Source organism: uncultured Succiniclasticum sp., from assembly GCF_902793885.1.
Taxonomy (GTDB): domain Bacteria; phylum Bacillota; class Negativicutes; order Acidaminococcales; family Acidaminococcaceae; genus Succiniclasticum.
Genome location: NZ_CADBFF010000021.1, coordinates 33,650 through 55,281 on the forward strand (window position 1 = coordinate 33,650; position 21,632 = coordinate 55,281).

At 50.0% G+C, this 21,632-nt stretch carries 18 protein-coding genes and 1 riboswitch; of the genes, 2 read left to right on the forward strand and 16 right to left on the reverse strand.

Annotated elements, in window-relative coordinates:
• Window positions 1-87 precede the first annotated feature (87 nt).
• From QZV31_RS10135 to QZV31_RS10155, 5 genes are all read right to left on the reverse strand, one after another.
• Entirely contained in the window at window positions 88-591 is a 504-nt protein-coding gene (locus QZV31_RS10135; RefSeq protein WP_295360182.1) for a hypothetical protein, read from the reverse strand.
• Window positions 588-2,837: an NAD-dependent DNA ligase LigA gene (ligA, locus tag QZV31_RS10140; protein ID WP_295360184.1), complete on the reverse strand. Its 2,250-nt coding sequence runs from the start codon at window positions 2,835-2,837 to the stop codon at window positions 588-590. Before ligA ends, QZV31_RS10135 begins: the two co-directional genes overlap by 4 nt.
• Window positions 2,838-2,858: 21 nt before the next feature.
• The gene (pcrA, locus tag QZV31_RS10145; protein ID WP_366508715.1) at window positions 2,859-5,279 is read right to left on the reverse strand and encodes a DNA helicase PcrA; all 2,421 of its coding nucleotides are present in this window, start codon (window positions 5,277-5,279) and stop codon (window positions 2,859-2,861) included.
• Window positions 5,280-5,550: 271 nt separating this feature from the next.
• Window positions 5,551-7,113 (reverse strand): sodium:alanine symporter family protein, encoded by a 1,563-nt coding sequence (locus QZV31_RS10150; RefSeq protein WP_295360191.1) that lies wholly within the window; start codon window positions 7,111-7,113, stop codon window positions 5,551-5,553.
• A gap of 226 nt (window positions 7,114-7,339) precedes the next feature.
• Window positions 7,340-7,431, reverse strand: a riboswitch (glycine riboswitch).
• A 190-nt stretch (window positions 7,432-7,621) separates the two neighbouring features.
• Window positions 7,622-8,482 carry a methionyl aminopeptidase gene (locus QZV31_RS10155; protein ID WP_295360194.1) on the reverse strand — a complete coding sequence of 287 codons (861 nt, stop codon included), beginning with the start codon at window positions 8,480-8,482 and terminating at the stop codon, window positions 7,622-7,624.
• Window positions 8,483-8,739: 257 nt separating this feature from the next.
• Here QZV31_RS10155 and QZV31_RS10160 point away from each other — a divergent pair, with 257 nt between their 5' ends.
• Window positions 8,740-9,390, forward strand: coding sequence for a DedA family protein (locus QZV31_RS10160; RefSeq protein WP_295360196.1), 651 nt, complete (start codon window positions 8,740-8,742; stop codon window positions 9,388-9,390).
• A gap of 90 nt (window positions 9,391-9,480) precedes the next feature.
• Here the strand turns inward: QZV31_RS10160 and QZV31_RS10165 are convergent, their stop codons facing one another.
• From QZV31_RS10165 to QZV31_RS10195, 7 genes are all read right to left on the reverse strand, one after another.
• The gene (locus QZV31_RS10165; protein ID WP_295360198.1) at window positions 9,481-10,677 is read right to left on the reverse strand and encodes a DHHA1 domain-containing protein; all 1,197 of its coding nucleotides are present in this window, start codon (window positions 10,675-10,677) and stop codon (window positions 9,481-9,483) included.
• A gap of 112 nt (window positions 10,678-10,789) precedes the next feature.
• Window positions 10,790-11,341 carry an anaerobic ribonucleoside-triphosphate reductase activating protein gene (gene nrdG, locus QZV31_RS10170; protein ID WP_093729867.1) on the reverse strand — a complete coding sequence of 184 codons (552 nt, stop codon included), beginning with the start codon at window positions 11,339-11,341 and terminating at the stop codon, window positions 10,790-10,792.
• Window positions 11,342-11,353: 12 nt separating this feature from the next.
• Window positions 11,354-13,480 (reverse strand): anaerobic ribonucleoside-triphosphate reductase, encoded by a 2,127-nt coding sequence (gene nrdD, locus QZV31_RS10175; RefSeq protein ID WP_295360203.1) that lies wholly within the window; start codon window positions 13,478-13,480, stop codon window positions 11,354-11,356.
• Window positions 13,481-14,047: 567 nt separating this feature from the next.
• Entirely contained in the window at window positions 14,048-14,722 is a 675-nt protein-coding gene (locus tag QZV31_RS10180; RefSeq protein ID WP_295360206.1) for an energy-coupling factor transporter transmembrane component T, read from the reverse strand.
• Window positions 14,719-15,525, reverse strand: a complete 807-nt coding sequence (locus QZV31_RS10185; RefSeq protein ID WP_295360209.1) for an energy-coupling factor ABC transporter ATP-binding protein — start codon at window positions 15,523-15,525, stop codon at window positions 14,719-14,721. Before QZV31_RS10185 ends, QZV31_RS10180 begins: the two co-directional genes overlap by 4 nt.
• Entirely contained in the window at window positions 15,522-16,385 is an 864-nt protein-coding gene (locus QZV31_RS10190) for an ABC transporter ATP-binding protein (RefSeq protein WP_295360212.1), read from the reverse strand. The genes QZV31_RS10185 and QZV31_RS10190 overlap by 4 nt, the downstream gene beginning before the upstream one ends.
• Window positions 16,382-16,951: a tryptophan transporter gene (locus QZV31_RS10195; protein WP_366508716.1), complete on the reverse strand. Its 570-nt coding sequence runs from the start codon at window positions 16,949-16,951 to the stop codon at window positions 16,382-16,384. Before QZV31_RS10195 ends, QZV31_RS10190 begins: the two co-directional genes overlap by 4 nt.
• A 319-nt stretch (window positions 16,952-17,270) precedes the next feature.
• Between QZV31_RS10195 and QZV31_RS10200 the strand changes: the two genes are divergently transcribed.
• Window positions 17,271-18,179 (forward strand): M48 family metalloprotease, encoded by a 909-nt coding sequence (locus tag QZV31_RS10200; RefSeq protein WP_295360218.1) that lies wholly within the window; start codon window positions 17,271-17,273, stop codon window positions 18,177-18,179.
• 118 nt (window positions 18,180-18,297) lie between these two features.
• On the opposite strand, the gene QZV31_RS10205 is transcribed toward QZV31_RS10200, so the two are convergent.
• The 4 genes from QZV31_RS10205 to QZV31_RS10220 form a co-directional block, all read right to left on the reverse strand.
• A complete protein-coding gene (locus QZV31_RS10205) occupies window positions 18,298-19,176 on the reverse strand; it encodes an NAD(P)/FAD-dependent oxidoreductase (RefSeq protein ID WP_295360221.1) in 879 nt (292 codons plus the stop codon).
• A 90-nt stretch (window positions 19,177-19,266) separates the two neighbouring features.
• Window positions 19,267-19,575 (reverse strand): thioredoxin, encoded by a 309-nt coding sequence (gene trxA / locus QZV31_RS10210; RefSeq protein WP_093729860.1) that lies wholly within the window; start codon window positions 19,573-19,575, stop codon window positions 19,267-19,269.
• A 72-nt stretch (window positions 19,576-19,647) separates the two neighbouring features.
• Window positions 19,648-20,811, reverse strand: a complete 1,164-nt coding sequence (locus tag QZV31_RS10215) for an MFS transporter (RefSeq protein WP_295360225.1) — start codon at window positions 20,809-20,811, stop codon at window positions 19,648-19,650.
• Window positions 20,812-20,901: 90 nt separating this feature from the next.
• On the reverse strand, window positions 20,902-21,630 hold the full coding sequence (locus QZV31_RS10220; protein WP_295360227.1) for a L,D-transpeptidase: 729 nt from the start codon (window positions 21,628-21,630) through the stop codon (window positions 20,902-20,904).
• Window positions 21,631-21,632: the final 2 nt, after the last annotated feature.

Consider the following 21,632-nt stretch of genomic DNA (forward strand, 5'->3'; position numbering starts at 1 on the left):
CAATTTGTCTATAAGAGGAAAGATAAGTCTTCTTTTTCACAGATTTATTTCAGATGTTATCTTTTACCTGTTCATAAACCGGCAGACTCATTCTTTCTTTTGCTCTTCAAAGCTGGCATCCGGATATTTTTCCTGCATCAGCTTTCGCAGTTCTTCTTTCATGACCGGATATTCTTTTCCCGTATCCCTGCTGATTTCTGTTCCGTCCGGGAAATGCAAGCGACCGGTCGCTTTGCTCAGTATAAGGCTCAGCTGCATCATCCGGTTCAGCTGCAGTGTATCGTTTTCCAGCTGTCCCGTGAAGCTCATTTCCGCTCCCCTCTGCCAAACGAATACCTTCTCTTTGGGAACCGGCTTCCCTTTTTCTTTTTTCAATTGGAAATTTTCAGCCGTAGCATGAACGCGGTATCTTTCGTTATCTGCCGGCTCAATATTGACCCGCAGCAGTGCTTTTCCCATACCGGGCACCTTTACAAGGCCGATCCAGTTACCGATAAACGGATCTTCGACAACAGTCTTAAAGAAGCCGCAGCCGGTAACTCCCATAACAAGGAGCAAACACACAACCAGCCAATTCATAATTTTCTTCACGAGTTCTCTCCCTCCAAGTCGGCAAACAGATTTCCTTCTTCCACTTCCGGGGGATCCTCTTTTTGCCCGGCAAGATTCGTTTTCTCAAGACCTACATTCTTTTGTTTTGTTCCGACGGAAACTTCTGTAACTGTTTCCTGCACAGCAGCGGTTTCCGCAACTGCTCCGCCAGACGCTTCAGAAATACCGTGCAACAATCGCAGAAACTCCGCTTCATCAATCACTGTAACACCTAAAGAGCGGGCTTTTTCCAACTTGCTTCCCGCTTCAGCGCCAGCAATCACAAAATCCGTTTTTTTGCTCACGCTGCCGCTGACCCTGGCGCCCGCATCCTGGGCCATAGTCTGGGCCGTAGCCCTGTCCAGCGTGGGCATCGTACCTGTAAATACCAGTGTTTTTCCGTAAAAGGGGTGGCTTTCATTGACATTCTGGGCCTGCATTTCCATATTCAGGCCGGCCATTTTCAGACGGTCAACCAATTCCCGGTTCAGAGGATTGGCAAACCATGTCACCACGCTTTCCGCAATGACGGAGCCAATATCCTTGATTGCAGCCAGTTCTTCTGCAGAAGCTTCCATCAATGCATCCATGGTTTTATACTGCAGGGCCAAAAGCCGACCGCCTTTTGCGCCAATGTGACGGATTCCCAGTGCGAAAAGGAGTTTGTCCAGTCCCTGCTGCTTGCTTTTTTCAATAGCTTTCAATAAATTGTCCGCCGATTTTTTCCCCATCCGGTCCAGCGTCAGGAGCTGCTCTTCTTTCAGTTCATACAAATCTGCCGGCGTTTTCACCAGTCCTGCATCCAAAAGCTGGTTGATTACCGCAGGGCCGCAGCCTTCAATATCCATGGCGTCCCGGGATGCAAAATGAATCAGGCCTTCCCGGCCCAGCGCAGGGCAATGGGGATTGGTACAGCGATAAGCCGCTTCTCCTTCTTTGCGGGTCACCGCCCAACCGCATTCTGGACACTCCCCGGGCATGACAAACGGCACCGCAGATTCCGGTCGCAGTTCTTTTACAACGGAAAGTACCTCGGGGATGATTTCCGCCGCTTTGTTGATGATGACCGTATCGCCGATTCGGATATCTTTCTCCAGAATAAAATCTTCATTGTGGAGAGTAGCGCGGCTTACGGTACTGCCGGATAATTTCACAGGAGTCAGCACCGCAGCCGGCGTCAGCACTCCCGTGCGCCCCACCTGGATCACGATATCTTCTAATTTTGTGCGGGCCTGCTCCGGCGGATATTTATAGGCTATGGCCCAGCGGGGATCTTTTCCCGTAGCACCCAGCAGTTTCTGCTGCCACACCGCGTTGACCTTCGCCACTGCGCCGTCCGTATCATACGCCAGTTCACGGCGGCGTTTGTCATGTTCTTCAATGAACTGTAATATTTCTTCTTTTGTATGTGCCACGCACCAGTGTTCCGGTGTGGTAAAACCGTATTTCTCCAGATTACGCAGACACTCTTCCTGGGTTTCCGGTTCCTCCGGCCCTTTCAGGTAATAGGCAAAAAAGCTGAGGGAACGCCTGGCCGTAACGGCAGGATCCAACTGCCGCAGACTGCCCGCCGCGGCATTCCGCGGATTGGCGAATTCCGCTTCCCCGGCTTCTACCCGTTCTTCATTCAGACGCAGGAATGCTTCCCGGGACATATACACCTCGCCCCGTACATCCAGCAATTCCGGCACTTCTTCCCCGGCAGGGACACGCAGGCGCTGGGGAATACTTTTTATGGTACGAACATTTGTCGTTACGTTTTCGCCTACTTCCCCGTCACCCCGGGTCGCAGCCCGTACCAGCCAGCCGTTTTCATAGATGAGGCTGCAGGCCAGCCCGTCGATTTTCGGTTCCAGCACATAACTGACTTCGGTTCCGGCTGGCAGGGCATTCCGTACCCGTTGGTCGAAATCCCCCATTTCCTCCGCGTTATACACATTGCCAAGGCTCAGCATGGGCACCATGTGCTTTACCTGGGTGAAGCCCGGCGCTACGTATCCGCCGGGGCGCCGCGTGGGAGAATCCGGCGGTACTTCGTCCGGGTACAGTGCTTCAATGGAACGGAGCCGGTTGGTCAGCGCATCATATTCTGCGTCACTGATTTCCGGCGCGTCCAGCACATAGTACTGGTATTCATGGTGCCGAATCTGCATGCGCAGCCCATCCGCCTCCCGCAGCAACGATTCTTTTGTTTCTCCGTCTTTCAATTCTGCTGCTTTATACTGTACTGTATCTTTTTCTTCCATAAAAAATCCTCTCGATGTCTGTTACAGCTTTTTCAGCATAGCATATTTTGTCAGCAGGCTTCGAACGCCCGCGCCGACGAACGCAACCTTCACTTCCTGCCCGTCCGGCGAGTTTTTCACGCTGACGATGGTTCCCTCGCCCCATTTCTTATGACTGACTCTGTCACCAATCGCAAAGTCTGCTGCAGCATCCGCCGGTTTTTCCGGCACAAAATCCGTATGGATTTTACTGAACAGACCACTTGTCTTTTTGCTTTCTTCTTTAAAACGTTCACTAAGGGAGGCACTCACCCTGCTGTCGGGAACTGTACGCTTGCCATGGCCTCCGCCAATGATGGAGCCGCCTTCATCATCATAGGAATAGCTATTGCTATTATAACCAGACTGCCTGTAACCGCTTCGCCCACCCTGACGGGGACCGCCAAAACCACTGTCCGAATAGCCGCCCTGTCCGTAACCCCGGTTTTTATAACCGTCCGTATTGCGATAACCCGTACTTACCAGCGATGGCCGGTGATACTCACGCACCAGCTTTTCCGGGATTTCTTCCAAAAACCGGGAGGGAACGGAATAATTCGTGCGCCCGTAGATAGTGCGGGTCTTCGCTCCGGTCAGGTACAGAATCTGCTTGGCACGGGTAATGCCCACATAACACAGCCGCCGTTCCTCTTCCATCTGTTCATCGTCCATGAGGCTGCGGGAATGGGGGAACAGTCCTTCTTCCATCCCGGCCAGAAACACCACCGGGAACTCCAGGCCTTTGGCAGAATGAAGCGTCATCAAGGTAAATTTGTCATTATCTAATTGTGCATCGTCAATGTCGGAAACCAGCGCTACATGTTCCAGGAAACGAGCCAGTGTTTTCTCTTCCCCTGCATCCTTCAGAAAATCCTGTGCCACGCTGATCAGTTCCTGCAGATTCTCCGCCCGGCTCTCAGACTGGGGCGTACGCTCTGCCTGCAGTTCTTCCAGGTACCCCGTCTTGTGCATCACATCATCAATCAGCTGCTCCACCGGAACCGTGTCCACCTCTGCAATCAAGTCAAAGATAAGGCTGCTCATTTCTTCCAGCCTGGCTATAAAACGCGGACTTAAGCCCGGCACCGCCGCTGCGTTAGTGATGACTTCAAACAATGATATCCCCCGGGCATTGGCATAATCCTGCAATTTATTAATCGTAGTCTGCCCGATGCCCCGTTTGGGCACATTGATGATCCGCTGCAGACTCAGCGCGTCATAGGGATTGTACAACAATTTCAGGTAGGCCATCACGTCCCGGATTTCTTTCCGGTCGTAAAATTTCACCCCGCCTACCATACTGTAACTGATGCCGCTTTTGATCAGCATCTCTTCAAACACACGGGACTGGGTGTTGGTGCGGTACAGGACCGCCATATCCCCGTAAGAAAATTTCCCGCTGCGAATCAGCATCTGGGCCTGCTCCACCACGAATCGGGCTTCGTCCCGCTCGTCCATGGCATTGTAATAGGTGATGGCTGCACCCGCTTCGTTTTTGGTCCACAACTTTTTCGGCTTGCGTCCCGTATTGTTTTCAATCACCGCATTGGCCGCATCCAGTATGACCGTAGTGGAACGGTAATTCTGTTCCAGCTTCAGCAGTTTCGCTTTGGGGTAATCCTTTTCAAAATCCAAAATGTTACGGATATCTGCGCCGCGCCAGCCGTAGATACTCTGGTCCGCATCGCCCACTACGCACAGGTTGCCCTCATCCCCCGCCAGATAGCGGGTCAGCAGGTACTGGGTCCGGTTGGTATCCTGATACTCGTCGATCATAATGTAACTGAAACGCTGCTGATATTTTTCCCGCACCTCAGGACATTCCGCCAGAATTTTTACCGTCAGCATCAGAAGATCGTCAAAGTCCATGGCATTGTTGGCCAGCAGCCGTTTTTCGTATAATTCGTAAACCTCTGCTGCCTTCTGTTCAAAAAAGTCGCCTGCCAGTTTGGCAAAAGCCGATGCATTCTGCATCTGGTTCTTGGCATTGGAAATCGCATTCTGCAACGCTGCCGGCGGAAACCGTTTTTCATCCAGATTCATATCCTTCAGAATGGATTTCAATAAGTTCTTCTGATCCGCCGCGTCATAAATAGCGAAATTACTTTTGTGGGTTCCCAGCACTTCTATCTCCCGGCGCAGAAACCGGGCGCAGAAAGCGTGGAAGGTGTACAGCCAGACATCTTTCGCCGCCGGGCCTACCATGGCGTCTACCCGGTCACGCATCTCTTTGGCCGCTTTGTTGGTAAAGGTGATCGCCAGGATTTTATAGGGCGACACACCCAGTTCCAGCAGGTGAGCAATGCGGCAGGTCAGCACTTTGGTTTTTCCGCTGCCGGCCCCTGCCAGAATCAGCATAGGCCCGTTAATATGTTCCACCGCAGCCTGTTGCTGCGGATTCAGGTTTGCAAGAGTATCCATCAGTCCTCCAAAATCTATGTAAAAATCAAACGTTTGTAAAATGATTTCTTTTTACAGTGAACCGCTTCATTATTTTACCACAAACTTACCGTAAACAGAATACGAAACCGTCGATTTATTACGTTTCTTTTGGGCAAGAAACCAACAAAACGGCGCTGACAACACCAGTCGCCAGCGCCTCAAAACTTTATTTTATTGTTCTCTTAACGGGGAATATTTCCGTTTCAATCTTCCCGGCATTCTTTATCATTTATGCAAAGGAATTTTAGAAAAATTATTTCCTCATCTTATTAACGGTCGCTTCTACTTTGTTCATCTTCTTTTCCAGATTATCTACTCTCTTCTGTGTCTTTTCAATCTTCTCTTCCATGGCAAGCGTCATATCACGCAGTTCCTCTACTTCGCCTTTCGTAGCATGCTGTACGCCGACGCCGGCTTTTTCAGCTTCCAGAATCGGTTGATACCGTTCCGTTTCCTCTTTGATTATATCTGCCAGTACCAGCAGGGAAATCAGGTTCGGAATCGCCATCAGCGCGTTGAAAATATCCGCCAGGTTCCAAACCAGTTCCAGTGCCTGGGTAGCGCCGATGTAGGTGATGAGACAGAAGATCACACGGTACACTACATTGAATTTTGCGCTGCCGAACAGGTACTCAAAGCACTTTTCGCCCTGATACTCCCAGCCTAAAATGGTGGAATAGGCAAACAGGACGATACCGATGGATACGATGTATCTGCCTACCGGACCTACAAATTTTTCAAAGGCCGCGATAGTCAGGGTCAGACCGGAAAGAGCTACGCCTTTTTCATCCACAGTACCCAGCATGCCGGAAGATGCAATGACCAGACCGGTGATGGAGCAGATGACGATGGTATCAAAGAACGTACCGGTGGAGTTGATGTACCCCTGACGAACCGGGTCGTCCGTATGGGCAGAAGCCGCTACGATAGCCGCAGAACCTAAACCGGCTTCGTTGGAGAAGCAACCGCGGGCTACGCCGTACCGCATTGCATTCATTACGCTTACGGTAATTGCGCCCAGTACGCCGCCACCAACCGCCTGCGGATTAAACGCCATGGTGAAGATCAGATACAGACCGTGGGGGATTTCACTCGCATTGGCCAGAATACCGGCCAGACCGCATACCACATAGAATACGGCCATTACAGGAACCACAATTGCAGCGACCTTGGAAATGGACTGGATACCGCCAAGGATAATAATCATGCACAGGATCACCAAGGCTGCACCGGTCGCTGCCACCGGAACCGCAAACGTCTTTTCCAACGCCGTGGAAATGGAATTAGCCTGCGTCATGTTACCGATGCCGAAAGAAGCCAGTACCGTAAACAGCGCAAACAGGAAACCTAAAATCGCACCCAGCTGTTTGTTTTTAAAAGCGTTCTTCATGGTGAACATAGGGCCGCCCTTCATTTCGCCCTTTTCGTTCACTTCGCGGTATTTGCTGGCCAGCATACATTCCGCGTACTTTGTAGTGATGCCGAATGCTGCAGAGAGCCACATCCACACCAGTGCCCCGGGACCGCCTGCAAACATGGCCGTGGCCACGCCGACGATGTTACCGGTACCGATGGTCGCCGAAAGAGCCGTCATCAACGCGTTAAACGAAGAAACGTCGCCTTCACCGCCGGCTTTTTTCTGACGGGCGTCTTTACCGATTACGCTCTTAATCGAATAGGGCAGGTTCCGCCAGGTGCGGAAATTTAATTTAAAGGTCAGATAAATACCGGTACCTACCAACAGGACCAGCATGGCAGGACCCCACACGAAGCTGTCTATCGCTCCAACAATGTCATTAATCGCTTTCCAATCCATAATTGATCAAATCCTTTCCCTTCATTTTTTGCGACAGCGTTTTACGCAGCACACCCTTACGGGCAGATATCCTTTGTTATCCGCCGTCATCCCGTTCATGAAAGCCTTTCATCCCGGACACCCCTCATTTGTAATCTGGACCCTTCATAAAATAACCGGCCTCCGGGAAATTCCCAGGGCCGGCAATGCTATCAAGCTTTTGCTTCAACAAGATGGAGTTACCACCTTAACCGACCCTGTCCTTTTGCCTGAGAGATTGGGATTTTCACCCTTGCACCTTCGGCTCCCAACTGAATGGGTATCTCCAGAGTTGTGTCCGCATGCGGTTTCGTGTTCACCAGAACGCCTGATAGTGTTACTCCTTCGGCATACCGGACGGCGCCGCCCGGTCATTTTTCCGCATACATCATGCACCCGTTATTTTATTCTAATATTTCTTAATATGAGACAATTTTAAACAATTGTCTCAAAAAAATCAATAGGTTTTCTTCATGTATACAAGTATACATTACCAGGATAACACTTCCGCGCCGGTCTCCGTCACCAGTACCGTGTATTCCCACTGGGCGGAAAGGCCGCCGTCTTCCGTGTACACCGTCCAGTCATCCGCTTCATCAATGAAAACATTTTTTCTTCCGGTATTGATCATTGGCTCGATGGTAAAAATCATACCGGGGACCAGCAGCATACCGGTTCCTTTTTTGCCCACATGGGCCACAAACGGATCCTCATGGAATTCCACGCCAACCCCGTGACCGCCGAATTCTTCCACCACACTGTACCCATGCTTATGGGCCAGCTGGGAAACGGCCGCGCCGATATCCCCCAGGTGTCCCCAGGGCTTTACCGCTGCCAGACCCCGTTTCAGGCATTCTTTGGTTATGGCCACCAGATCTTTAGCTCTTTTATCCACACGGCCGATTTCAAACATACGGGAAGCATCTCCGTAATAATTGTTCAAAATCGTTGATGCATCAATATTCACGATATCTCCGGAACGCAGCACCACCTTTTCCGAAGGAATACCGTGACACACCACGTCGTTAATGGACGTGCAGACGCTTTTAGGAAAGCCGCAAAAATTCAACGGCGCCGGAATGCCCCCGTGAGCCACCGTAAAATCATACACGATCCGGTCAATCTCCTCCGTCGTTATTCCTTTTCTGATATATTTTGCCACTTCATCCAGCACGGCGGTATTCAATTTGCAAGCTTCCCGGATCCCGGCAATCTGTTCCGGCGTTTTGATCATCTGGCGTGTGGGTACTTCCTCCCCTGCCAGCTGATGCAGCCGGATCTCGTCTTCTATTTCTTTGTGGCAATCTTCATACGGTTTGCCGCTGCCGCACCAGCATACTGTTTCACTCATTGCTACCTCCAAAATTTTAACGTTTGTTTTCTTCAGTCATTTTTAGAAAACCAGCAAAACCCAAAATTTAACAGAGCACACTATTATAAATAATAAATAATTATATCATTCTTTTCAAAAATATGATACAATACATTGGCGTTGTACAAAAAATAAATTAAAAATGCGGGCCGGAGGCCCACGCATTTGTCAAATTTCCAGACGGATACATTATTTTGCATCCCTTATAATTATGAATACCGGAGGTTTTTCTTTTTATGGACATCAGCCAAATTCCCTTTTATTTCAGCGAATACATCATGCATTTTGACAAATACATTCCCGTGGTGATGGCTTCGTACGGTTCCCTGATTTATTTCATCCTGTTCATGATCATCTTCTGCGAGACCGGATTGGTCGTCACGCCTTTCCTGCCGGGAGACTCCCTGCTGTTCGCCTGCGGCGCCCTGTCCGCTACTGCCAACAGCCTGCATTTCGGAACCCTGTTTGCCATATGCCTGACAGCCGCGATTTTAGGTGATACCAGTAACTACTGGATTGGGGAAAAGTTCGGCCAGAAACTGCTGGAAAGCCACAACCGCCTGATTAAACCGGACCATGTGGAAAAGGCACAGAAGTTTTATGAGAAGCACGGCCCCAAAGCTATTTTCCTCTGCCGCTTCGTGCCCATCGTCCGTACCTTCGCCCCCTTTGTGGCCGGTATCGGCACCATGCATTACAGCACGTTCCTCCACTATAATGTAATCGGAGGCCTGACCTGGGTAGGTCTGTTCACCGGAGCCGGTTATTTCTTCGGCAATATTCCTTTTGTGAAAGAAAATTTCTCCCATGTAGCGTTAGGCATCATCATTGTTTCCGTGCTTCCCATCGTGTACGAATTTATCAAAGCGAAAACGGGAAAAGAATAAACAACATATAAAAGCCTGACCGACAGTTCTTTTACATCGCGGCCTAAACGCGTTGTGCAGGTACGATCGGCCAGGCTTATTTTTTTGTGTTTACTTTTTCAAAAACGCAATCAGTTGTTCTGCTTTTTCTTTCCAGTCATCCGCATAAGGCGCCCCGCCCTGTGCAGATTCTTTTTTGCCGCCGCCTCTTCCGCCGAATAGTTCATTAGCTTTGGCAATAATGGTCTTGCAGTCACCGTCCGCGCCTGCACCCAGGCCAAACATATAATTGACCCGCTCCCCGCTGTGATAAATCACAACTGCAACCACATTGGGAACATCCGTCAGCTTCCCGAACAAGGTTTTGGCGTCTTTCGGCTCATACTCGTCCTTGACTGCCGCCGCGATTTTGCAGCCGGCGGAATTGACCGGTGCTCCTTCCAGAATTTTTACGACTTCCGTTTCCTGAATCTGCTTTACGGCAGCCCGCAGCTTTTCCTTCAGTTCCGCAATCTCATCTTCCAGCCGTTCAATTCCTTCACAGACGTTTTCTTCTTTCGTGCTCAGCATGTTCCCGGCTTCCTGGATGTACCGCATCTTCTTCCTGGCATCTTCCAAAGCCCAGCGACCGCAGAGAAATTCTACCCGGGTACCACCCTTGTGCTTTTCAATTTTCGTAATTTTTACCAGCCCTACCACACCGGTTGACGTCGGGTGCGTCCCGCAGCAGGTGCAGACATCTCCGTCCTGCACCGCCACCACCCGCAAGATGCCGGTCAGTTTCTCATTTTTCTTCCGCATGGGAAGTTTGTTCACTTCGGTATGAGGCAGATAAGAAACCGTAACCGGACGGTCTTCCCAGATATGCTGGTTAGCCATATCTTCTGCCTGAAAGGCTTCCTCCAGCGTGACTTCTTTGTCCAGATCAATGGTCACAAAGCGCTCGTTCATGTGGAAGCCCACATTGTTCGCACCAAACAGTTTAAAGAACGCATAGGAAAGGATGTGTTCCCCGCAATGCTGCTGCATGTGGTCCAGCCGGTCGGTCCAGTTCACCTGCATCGTGACTTTGCTGCCCACGGGAAAATCCGCCGCGCACTCGTGGATAATCTTTCCTTTCGTTTCCCGCACATGTTTTACCGCGGCACCGTTAATCGTCCCCGTATCACTGAGTTGCCCGCCCCCTTCCGGGAACAGCACCGTCCGATCCAGCACAACGGCAAATCCCTGGGGTGCCTGCTCGCATTCCAGCACCGTTGCCTCACAGGTTTTTAAGTTTGAATCCCGTTCAAATAATTTTTCAGTCATGTAGCTCACGTCTTTCTGATTTAACTTTTTTGTGCAAAAAGGCAGCCGATACACTGTACCGACTGCCCTGTCGTGAAATTATTATAACACAGAAAACTATTTCAGGCAAAACTCACTTCACGTCCGGCTCAAAAAGTCCGTCGTTGTCATCCCACAGCACCACTTCATCAGAAGCCAGCGATTTCTTTACATCAATGACGCGCTGGTTGCTGCTGCCCCGGAAGCGCAGTTTCAGATCTTTTTCTTCCAGATGGAATTCGCCGTCCACCAGAATATCTATCAGATCCAGCAACTGTTTCGTGGTTTCCCAAGGGCCTAACTTGCCGGCCAGAATATCTTTTTCGAAATCGTAGCCGGTGTAGCACCACACGGTTTTGCGGGGATAAATTTCCTTAAACTTCTGTACCACGTGCAATACTTCCGGCTGGTTCTCCGGTTCGAAGGGTTCGCCGCCCAGCAGGGACAGGCCTTCGATAAAATCATGATTGCAGGCTCTTAATAAAGTATCAAGCACTTCTCCCGTAAAGGGTTTTCCATAATTGAAATCCCAGGTTTCCGGGTTGAAGCAGCCCCGGCAGTGATGGCGGCAACCGCTGACAAACAGCGATACCCGCACGCCGGGCCCGTTAGCAATATCATGGCGTTTCAGCGCAGCATATTTCATACGTTCACTTCCTTACAGATGCAGTACGCGGGCTTTGATTTCCTTTGTCTTGCCCACGTTCCAGAAATTTTCACCCAGGTAACCGCAGGTACGGCGGGTCACGTTCATCTTGGCATGATCTTTGTTATGGCACTGGGGGCATTCCCACTCGTTGTCATCGTTGATCATGATTTCTCCATCATAGCCACAGACCATGCAGTAATCGGATTTCGTATTGAATTCCGCATACTGGATGTGATCGTAAATGAACTGCACGGCAGCTTCCATGGCTTTCGGGTTGCGCTGCATATCCGGAATTTCCACATAGCTGATAGCGCCGCCGGAAGACAGCTTCTGGAATTCACTTTCAAATTCAAATTTGGAGAAGGCATCAATATGCTCCCGCACGTCCACATGGTAGGAGTTGGTGTAGTACCCTTTGTCAGTGATATCTTTAATGGTGCCAAAACGTTCCTTGTCAATGCGGGCAAAGCGATAGCAGAGGGATTCAGCCGGAGTGCCGTACAGGGCAAAGCCGATATTGGTTTCTGCACGCCAGCGGTTACAGGTCTCCCGCAGATGCTTCATGACACGAAGAGCGAAGTCTTTTCCTTCCGGCGTGGTGTGGCTGCAGCCTTTTACCGCTTTCGTCATTTCATACAGGCCGATATAACCCAGGGAAATGGAAGAGTAACCGCCAAACAGATACTTGTCGATGGTCTCACCTTTGGCCAGACGAGCAATAGCGCCGTACTGCCAGTGGATAGGACTTACATCGGAATGGATACCTTTCAGCGCGTTATGGCGGCACATGATGGCTTCAAAGCACAAGGCCAGACGCTCATCCAGCAATTTCCAGAATTTGTCTTCGTCCCCTTCGGACAGAATTCCGATTTGGGGCAGATTGATGGAAACCACGCCCTGGTTGAAACGGCCTTCAAATTTATACTTACCGTTTTCATCTTTCCAGGGAGCCAGGAAACTGCGGCAGCCCATGGGGCTGAACACGTTTCCTTCATAATTTTCCCGCATCTTTTTCGCGGAAATATAATCGGGATACATCCGCTTGGCACTGCATTTGACCGCCAGATGGGTCAGGTAATCGTACTTGCCGCCCTTCAGGCAGTTATTCTCATCCAGCACATACACCAGCTTAGGGAAAGCCGGCGTTACATACACGCCTTTTTCGTTCTTGATCCCCTGCAGACGCTGCCGGAGGATTTCTTCGATAATCATGGCGTTTTCTGCAATATACGGATCGTCTTCCCGCAAATACAGGAACAGGGTCACGAAAGGTGACTGGCCGTTGGTGGTCATCAGGGTATTGATCTGGTACTGGATAGTCTGAACACCGGCGTTCAGTTCTTCCCGCAGACGTTCATCCACAACCGCTTCAACCATTTTCGGGTCTGCATTTTTCCCCATGGTGCGTTTGGCCCGTTCCATGAATTTTTCCCGGCTGCGCCGCAGATATTTGCCCAAATGCCGCACGTCAACCGACTGACCGCCGTACTGGCAGGAAGCAACGGAAGCGATGATCTGGGTCATTACGTTACAGGCTACCTGGAAGCTCTTGGGCGATTCAATCATCTTGCCGTTCATTACCGTACCGTTGTCCAGCATGTCGCCGATATTAATCAGGCAGCAGTTAAAAATCGGCTGGATAAAATAATCCATATCGTGAAAATGGATTACGCCTTCATCATGGGCTTTGGCAATTTTTTCCGGCAAAATCACCCGGCGGGTCAGATCCTTGGAAACCTCACCGGCGATCAGGTCCCGCTGGGTAGAAGCCATAATTGCATTTTTATTGCTGTTTTCTTCCATAACATCTTTGTTGCTGTTACGGATCAGCGTAAGGATGGATTCATCCGTCGTATTGGATTTACGCACCAGCGCCCGGCGGTAACGGTAAATAATGTAGGCTTTTGCCAGATCAAACTTGCCGGCTTCCTGCAGCTGGCGTTCCACAATATCCTGAATATCCTCCACCAGCAGGCGGGGACGGTTCTTCCCTTGTACATATGCTGCAATTTCTCTAATCTTGCTTTCGGAAATACGGCATTGCTCTTCTACAGCCGCATTGGCTTTCTCAATGGCCACTACTATTTTTTGGGGATCAAAATCAACCGTCGTGCCGTCGCGCTTAATTACTTTCATGCAAAAATCCTCCTACATAAATTATGCCGCAGTAAAAACGGCATTTTTTTAGGACGCGCCGATTCGCAACTTTTGCACGGTTGACGGATAATCAACGGGTCCCTTGTACTTATATATCTGTCTATTGTCTTAACCGGGTCTCACAGAACAGGCGCCCGGCCCAAATATTCAGAAGTATTGTAACATGTTCTTTTCATCTTGTAAACTACATATTGTTGTTTTTGCCAAAATTTTTCTTTTTTTATTTCAATATCTTGTGGTTTGTAAACACCCGCCTGTGAATAACATGTGGATAAATCTGTTTTTTTGTGGATAAAGTGAGTCTTCTTGTGTATAAGCAGAAGTCTGGCATTTTTTTACAATTATAAGAGCAGCGGCGGAAAAGAACTGCAGCAAAACGTAGTGAGCGTTTACGAAATTTTATGAGACGATATGAGCCGTTCGCGTCGAGACTGTTTGAGGAGCGAAGCTCCGAGTTTCGAAGACGCAGGCGAATGAGTCCATAAAATAGCAAACGGAAACGTTTTTGCGCAGTCTTTTCCGCCGCTGTTTTTTATTATGAATGTTCTAAGCCAACAAGAATTTTTTCCAGAACGGATACGTGCTCAGTACCACCACAATAACCAGCACGATAAAATCTACCATTGTCAACGGTTCCTTGGGCATATTTTTATAGGTGTTGGCACCAAAGCCCCGCAGTTCCATGGAAAGGGCCAGGGTTTCCGATTTGGCCACGGCGCGCATGACCAGCGGACGAATCACCACCACATAGGACAGCAGGCGTTTCAGCGCGTTACCCCGGTTGGAATAGCCCCGGCAGGACTGAGCGTCCAGCGTAATGGAACTGTCTTCCAGAAAGTTCGGGACAAAACGCAGGGCCGCTGTCAGCATGAACGCATATTCCACCGGAAGATGGAAACGATCCACCAGCGCTTTGGCAATGCTCTGGATCCGAGTGGTCGCCAGCATGCACAAAAAGGCAAGGGTCATGACCAGCATGCGCAGACCGCCAAACAGGGAAACGTTCAACGGCGAACCGAACAGCAGCTGCAACAGCACCATCATGCCGGTAAACACACCTAACCCGCCAATGGCTGCCAGCATGGTTTTACTGCGTTTGATGTACAAAAGCAGCACAAGCTGCAATACTAAAATCGTCGCCACCGCCTGCAGCGGCAGGATAAATACCCAGGCGGTAACCGCCAGCGTTACGATAATCCAGGTAAAGGCGTTCAGTTTCATAAGGCAACGCCTCCTTTCCGGACTGCCTCGCAGAAATCTTCACAGGTTGCAGCGGAAATACCCAGACGGGAAGCCAGTTCGGAAACGACAGGACGGCGCAGGCCCCAGCGTTCCACAGGCTGATTTCCTTCAAACAGTTCCTGGGGCGTGCCGCTGAAGACCAGATGTCCGTCTGTCAGAACGATAGCCCTTCGGGCATACTTCCGAACGACATTCATGTCGTGAGTGATCAGGATGATGGTCGTTCCCTTTTCTTCATTCAATGCTTTCAGATATTCCATCATGGCAGTCTGTTCCGCCGCGTCCTGCCCATTGGTAATCTCGTCCAGAATCAGCATGCGGGGATTCAGCGCCAGCGCCGCCGCCACACCCAGCCGCCGTTTCTGTCCGAAGGATAGAATACGGGGATATTTTGCTTCCAGTCCTTTCAGACCCATGACCTGCAACGCTGCTTTCACATTGGTTTTGATATTTTCTTCCGGCAATTTTTTCACATGGGGTCCGTAGGCAACTTCTTCATATACCGTATCCGCAAGAATCTGTAAATCCGGATTCTGGAACACATAGCCCACTTTGTCCGCTAAATCGGCAGGTTCATAATTGACAATGTCTTCCCCGTCTACCAGAATCTGCCCGCTGCGGGGATGGTCCAGCGCCATGAACAGACGGGACAGGGTCGTTTTGCCGCTGCCGTTGTGACCCAGCAGTGCTACAAATTCCCCGTCTTCGATTTTGCAGTTGATATCGAACAAAACCGGAATGCCGCGGCGATAGGCAAAGTTGATCTCTTTTGCTTCAATCATGCCCTCACCCCTTTTCCAAATCCTTTGGCCTGTAGCTCTTTCACTGCTTCGTCGGCAGATCGCCACAGATTAAACCGTTGCAACGTCTTCTTTTCCAGATTGCATTTGACTTGCCACAAATCCGGCAGCAACGGACGCAGCTCTTCATCTTCGTAAATGTGAGGCACTACGTCCTCACAGTGTCCCTGGGCTGCAATTTCCCCATTCTTAACTGCAATCAGGTCCGTCATATACGGCAGCACAAATTCAAGCCGGTGTTCCACCACAATGAATGTAGTGCCGTGCTCTTTATGGATTTTGTCCAACAATTTATACAGGCTCTCGCCTCCGTCCGGGTCCATAGCACTGACCGGTTCGTCCAATACGATAATTTCCGGATGCACTGCCAGCAGCGACGCCAGTGCCAGGCGCTGCCGCTGCCCGCCGGACAGTTCGTCCAGCTGATAGCTTTCCCGCCCCGGCAGACCAACGTCTTCCAAGGCCAGTCGCGTACGCTCTTCCGCTTCTTCCGGAGGGAAGCCGTGATTCAGCAGGCTGAACGCCACTTCTTCCCCTGCCGTCAGCGAAACCAACTGGCTTTCATAATCTTCCAGCATCAGGCCTACCTTCATGGCCAGGTCAGAAACCTTTTTTCCTTTTGTCGATTCGCCCAACACTTTGATTTCACCGGCATAATCACCGCCGGAATAAAAAGGAACGATACCCGTCATGGCCTTACACAACGTAGTTTTCCCTGCGCCGCTGGGGCCGATGATTACGGTAAAAGAGCCTTTTTCAATTTCAATATTCACATTTTTCAGCACCAGGTCAGAGCGGAGATAATTAAAATAGAAACCGGAAACGGAAATCACGGAATTCACTTATCTTCGCCCCCTTCCTGCGCATAAAACAGTTTTTTCACAGGACGGAACAGACCAAACGTAATCAGGCCGTTAAGCACGCCGACTACCGCCACCACAGGCAGCATGGCAAAGATCCATACTTTCAGCGGCAGGCCCAGCACCAGCTTCAAAATGAACGTGAACACGCCGCCGGATACAAAGGTGGACGCAAAGCCGGTGATAAACGGGGTAACACGCCAATCTCCCATATGACAGGCAACAAACGCTTTCACCAAAAGGCAGCAGGTAGTAGCCCCGCTCAGCTCGCTGGCAATGTTCCCCAGTGGAAACGCCGACTTGGATGAAGGGATCAGCGTCAGTCCCGCCACAAAGCCGATACCGATGGCCCGTTTCAGGGGCGGGCGGGTCAGGTTGATGACGATTGCATACATGGCGATGGTCCAGTTAGGTGTAACACCGCCCACGTTGGGACTTACCGTATGTAAAATGATGCCGATAGCGAACAGCATGGCCGTGATCGCTACCCAGCGGTACCCTTCCTGATTCGCTTCCACATGCGTCAGGGGCGGGACCGGTTCCTGCATTTTTTCATGCTCCGGTACCTTCAGCATTTCTTCCATAAAAATTCTCCATCCTCTCATTTACAACAGAAAGCACGCCGTCTTTGGCATATTGTAAACGATATTTTCTCTAAGTATTATTGTGACGATTAACGAAACAGTTAACACATTGCTCTGACAAATAATCCCAAATCATTCGGTATCGTCAGCAAATATGGTTACATTATATAACAGATTATCCATGAAGTCTATCTTTAAATTAGTTGGAAAAGTTATTTTTCTGTAGTATAATTTAAAAAATGTTCTGTGTTGAACGGATATAGTAAAGAAATAAGGAGTACGCATGTTGTATAATCTGTTTCGTGATATCGTCGTCCTCAGCCTGACATTCATTGTCAATTTCCTGATTGTATCTACCTTTTGGGGACTGGTGGAAATCTTCCGGCCTATTCGCTGGCAATGGCTGCTGAAAGGGATGAATTATTTTACGATTCCCCTTACGGAAACAAACATCATCATCGTCCTGTCCGCTCTTACCCTGCTGATTCCCTGCCTGTTATACCGGACCTGGATCATGCAACGTTATCTGTGCTGGTCCCTGAACTGCCAGCGCCCTGCGGGAGCCGCCGGAGAACAGTTGAAACAGGCCATGTCCATTGTCTGCCGGAAAGCGGGACTGGATATGGACGATTATAATTTATATGTATGTAATGTTAAAGATTTAAATGCGTTTGCCGTTGGTAGCAACAACATTGCCGTCACGCTTCCTCTGCTGACCAACTTGCGGACGAATGAAATCGCCGGCATTCTGGCCCATGAAATGGGACACATCCAGAACCGGGACACCAACACCGCTTTACTGACCAGTACGATGGGTTCATTCGGGAACCTGGTCATACGCATTTACAGTTACATCACCCTGATTCTCCAGCTTATCAGTTTTATCCCCATCATCGGCTGGTTTACCTCCATTATTTCCTGGTTCTTCGTCATCCAGATCTGGCTGTTCCAGTTCCTGATGCAGCTGCCGCTGCATCTTATCACCATGTTCAGTTCCCGGCAGGACGAGCTTGAAGCAGACCAGTATGCCTGCAAAATCGGATTAGGCGCAGAACTGTACAATGGTCTCCTCTATATCACCCAGGGGGAAGCCCAGATGGGCTTTGCCGCCCGGATCCTTTCCAGCCATCCGGCTACCAAACAACGGTTGGAACGAATCGAAAAATATGTAAATGCGAATTATCTGGCATAACGGTTTTCAAACATTTTAAACCTTTTTTCATTTATAAATCAAAACGCGAACGTAAGCTCTTCCGGAGTTCACATTCGCGTTTTTTCATTTTCTTTTTCACACACAACGGCAAGGAATTTCAGGAACGTTTTGCATATTTAGCAGCCGCAAGTCCGGCCACAGCGCCTTCATAGGCAGCCTTCACCACCTGCAGCAGGCCGCCGGTGCAGTCGCCGGCCGCGTACAAGCCGGGCACATTGGTCGCCATGTCTCCGTCCACCACCACCCGGTTGTTTTCCGTGCCGGCCCCGATTTTGCGGGCCAGGTCCACACTGCCAGCGGTACCCAGAGCTACAAACAGTCCGTTCACCGGAGTAAGGGCGCCGTCTTCGGCGCGAAGTCCGCATACCCGTTCCATACCGTTTTCATTTTCCGCTTCCACCGCAATGATTTTTTCTTTATGTACTTCAATGGTATCCGGAATTTCTACCACCGGCTCTTTTCCATTGGTAAACAACATAACCTTACTGGCATGAGGCAGCAATATTTCCGCTTCATGCAAGGCGTATTCCCCTTCGCCCAAAACTGCCACGGTTTTCTGGCGATAGAAAAATGCATCGCAGATAGCACAATAGCTTACACCTTTTCCTTCCAGTTCTTTCAGCCCCGGAATCTTCGGCGCCAGCCGTGTGCTTCCTGCAGCCAGCACCACCGCTTTTGCTTCACAGGTCCGGTTCGGCGTCTGCACCACAAGACCGGTAAAATCATCATTCATGGCAACGCCGACCACTTCGTCCTCAACAAAGTTCACGCCAAGCCGTTTTGCCCCGGCTATCCCGCTTGCTTCCAGCTCCGCGCCTGTCACAGGCCCGGCCAGACCATAATAGTTTTCAATTTTTTCCGCTTTTGCCAGCGCCCCGCTGCCTCGGGAGATTACCGTCACATCCGCGCCGGCACGTTTCGCGTACAACGCAGCGGAAATACCTGCCGGACCGCTGCCGATAATAATAATATCCATCGTGTTTTCTCCTCTGCCACATCACTCCGGATGTACGGCAGGCTGTCAATTACTGTACGAAAAGTCAGCTCTGAAACGCCTGTACCAGCATCACGCAAACAGCCTCATCACATTTTCTTTCGGCTGATAACCTACCGCCGTACCAGTCAGCTGCCCGTCCTTAAACGCCGCCAGGGTCGGAATGCTCATCACATTGAACATCTGCGCCAGTTCTGGATTCTCGTCAATGTCCACCTTGCAGACTTTTATCTCCGGATGTTCTTCCGCAATCTTTTCCACTACGGGAGCCATCATACGGCAGGGACCGCACCAGGTTGCCCAAAAATCAACCAGCACCGGTTTATCCGCTTTTAACACTTCGTTTTTAAAATTATCTTTGTTAAGTACTGTTACTGCCATTTTTATTCCCTCTTTTCTTTACACTGACAAACTGTTTTTGCTCACAAAATTCTTTTACTTTTAACCGGCCTTTTATTCCTTTTCCGGTTCCGGAAGGAAAAAGGCCGCAATTAATCCAATCAACCCGGCAATCCAGAAAATCTGCAACGCCGGTACCAGCCCCCACCGGTCTGCCGCCCCGCCTACCAGAGGTGCAAAGATTCCCCCCAGCGTTGTGGTCAGACCCAGCGTAACGCCGGAAGCAAAACCGGCATTTTTGGCCAGATACGTCTGCCCCAGCACAACGATGGGACTGTAAGGCATAAAGATCGACACCGCCGCCGGAACCAGCAGCGCCGTCGCAACCCATATATCGGTTGTATGGGTCAGAAACAGATACGTCGGCACCATACAGAAAAATGCTGCCCGGATTACTTTTACATATCCGAGCCGGTCAGCCAGCAAACCGCCGCCAAAGGTTATACAGGCTCCGATTGTAAACAGGATGGAAAGCGCGGTCGTTCCCTGCGTGGCCGAAGCGTGCAGCACTGTCATCCAGTAAATCGGAATAAACGTATTGCTTAACGTAAATCCGACGGAACGCGCAAATATCGGCATGGACAGAATCGCAAATGATTTCCAGTCATTCTCCCGGACTTTCGTTTCCTGCTTCCCGGTTTGCTGCCTGTCAAGCACAGCTGCCTGACGTAATATGCAAGTCATCCTGGTCCAAAGCGCTGCAGCCAGAACAGCATTTACGATAAAAAATATGAGCAGGGAATGAATCCCCGCTTTATAAGCACAAAAGCCGGCTACAATCGGTCCAACCGCAAACCCTGCGTTGCCGCCCACCGAAAATGTTCCCAACGCCTGCCCCTTAGCCTGTGCCGCTATGCGATTGACCATCAGCGCCGCTTCCGGATGAAATATCGCGCTGCCCACACCGCTCAGCATGGCTGCCGCAAAAATAGCAGAATAGGATGTACAAAGCCCCATCAACGCAACGGAAATCCCGCAAAACAAAGTCCCCAAGGGTATGAACCAGGGGCGGGAAATGCGGTCCGAATAATACCCGAACAGCGGCTGCAATACGGAAGCAACCAGCACATTGGCAAAAATCAGCGTTCCTGCAGCCTGATAGGATAAATCATAATTGCGGATAAAATAGGGCAGCAACGCCGGAATCGCTCCCTGACACCAGTCTACGGATAGATGTCCCAACGAGAACAGGTACACGGCGGGATCTATCTTTTTCAATTTACTTCATTCCCCACAACACCATACCACGCAATCATTTTTGCTTTATATTTCTATTAAAGCACCTATAACTGCGATTCCACAAAAACGTTATTCTTCAATTACAACTTTTGTCCCGACACGCACGTACTGTTTCAGTTCGTTTACATTCTGATTCTGCAGACGAATACAGCCCTCCGAATCCCGGGCGCGCATCACATGGGGCTTGTGCGTTCCATGGATACCGATTCCACCCCAGGCCCCTTTGCTCATTTCATCGGTATTGATACTGATGAACCAGGGACCATAGGCTCCTTTGATTTCGCCCTTGCCATCGCCGAAATCGTGTGTCCAGGCGGACGCATCATCAATTTCATCTACGTAGAAGGTGCCGGTAGGCGTCTTCATGTCGCCACGTTTCTGTTTCTGCCCCGGATTTTTTCCCAGGGTACAGTCATAGGCTTTGATCACAGTATTTTTATCATCCAGCAAATACAAGGTAAAAGCGCTCTTTTTAATATGCACCCAATACTTTTTCTGATCTGCATTCCGTTTGATCAGTTCTTTCTCTTGTTTGGCTTTTTCTTCTTCTTCCTTTTTCTTCTGTTCCGCCGCTTCTTTAGCCTTCTTTCCCGCTTCTTCCTTCGCTTTATTCTCTGCTTCTTCTTTGGCTTTCTTTTCCGCGGCAATCTGTTCCTGTGATTTTTGCGTCCCTGTAACGCTCGGTTTTTCTTTCCCCGTACCTTCTTCCTTGCAACCCGCTATGAGTACAGTAGAAAACAGCATCAATAACGCCATCAGTACCACGGTAAGTTTAGCCAGTTTCTGATTCTGTTTCACAG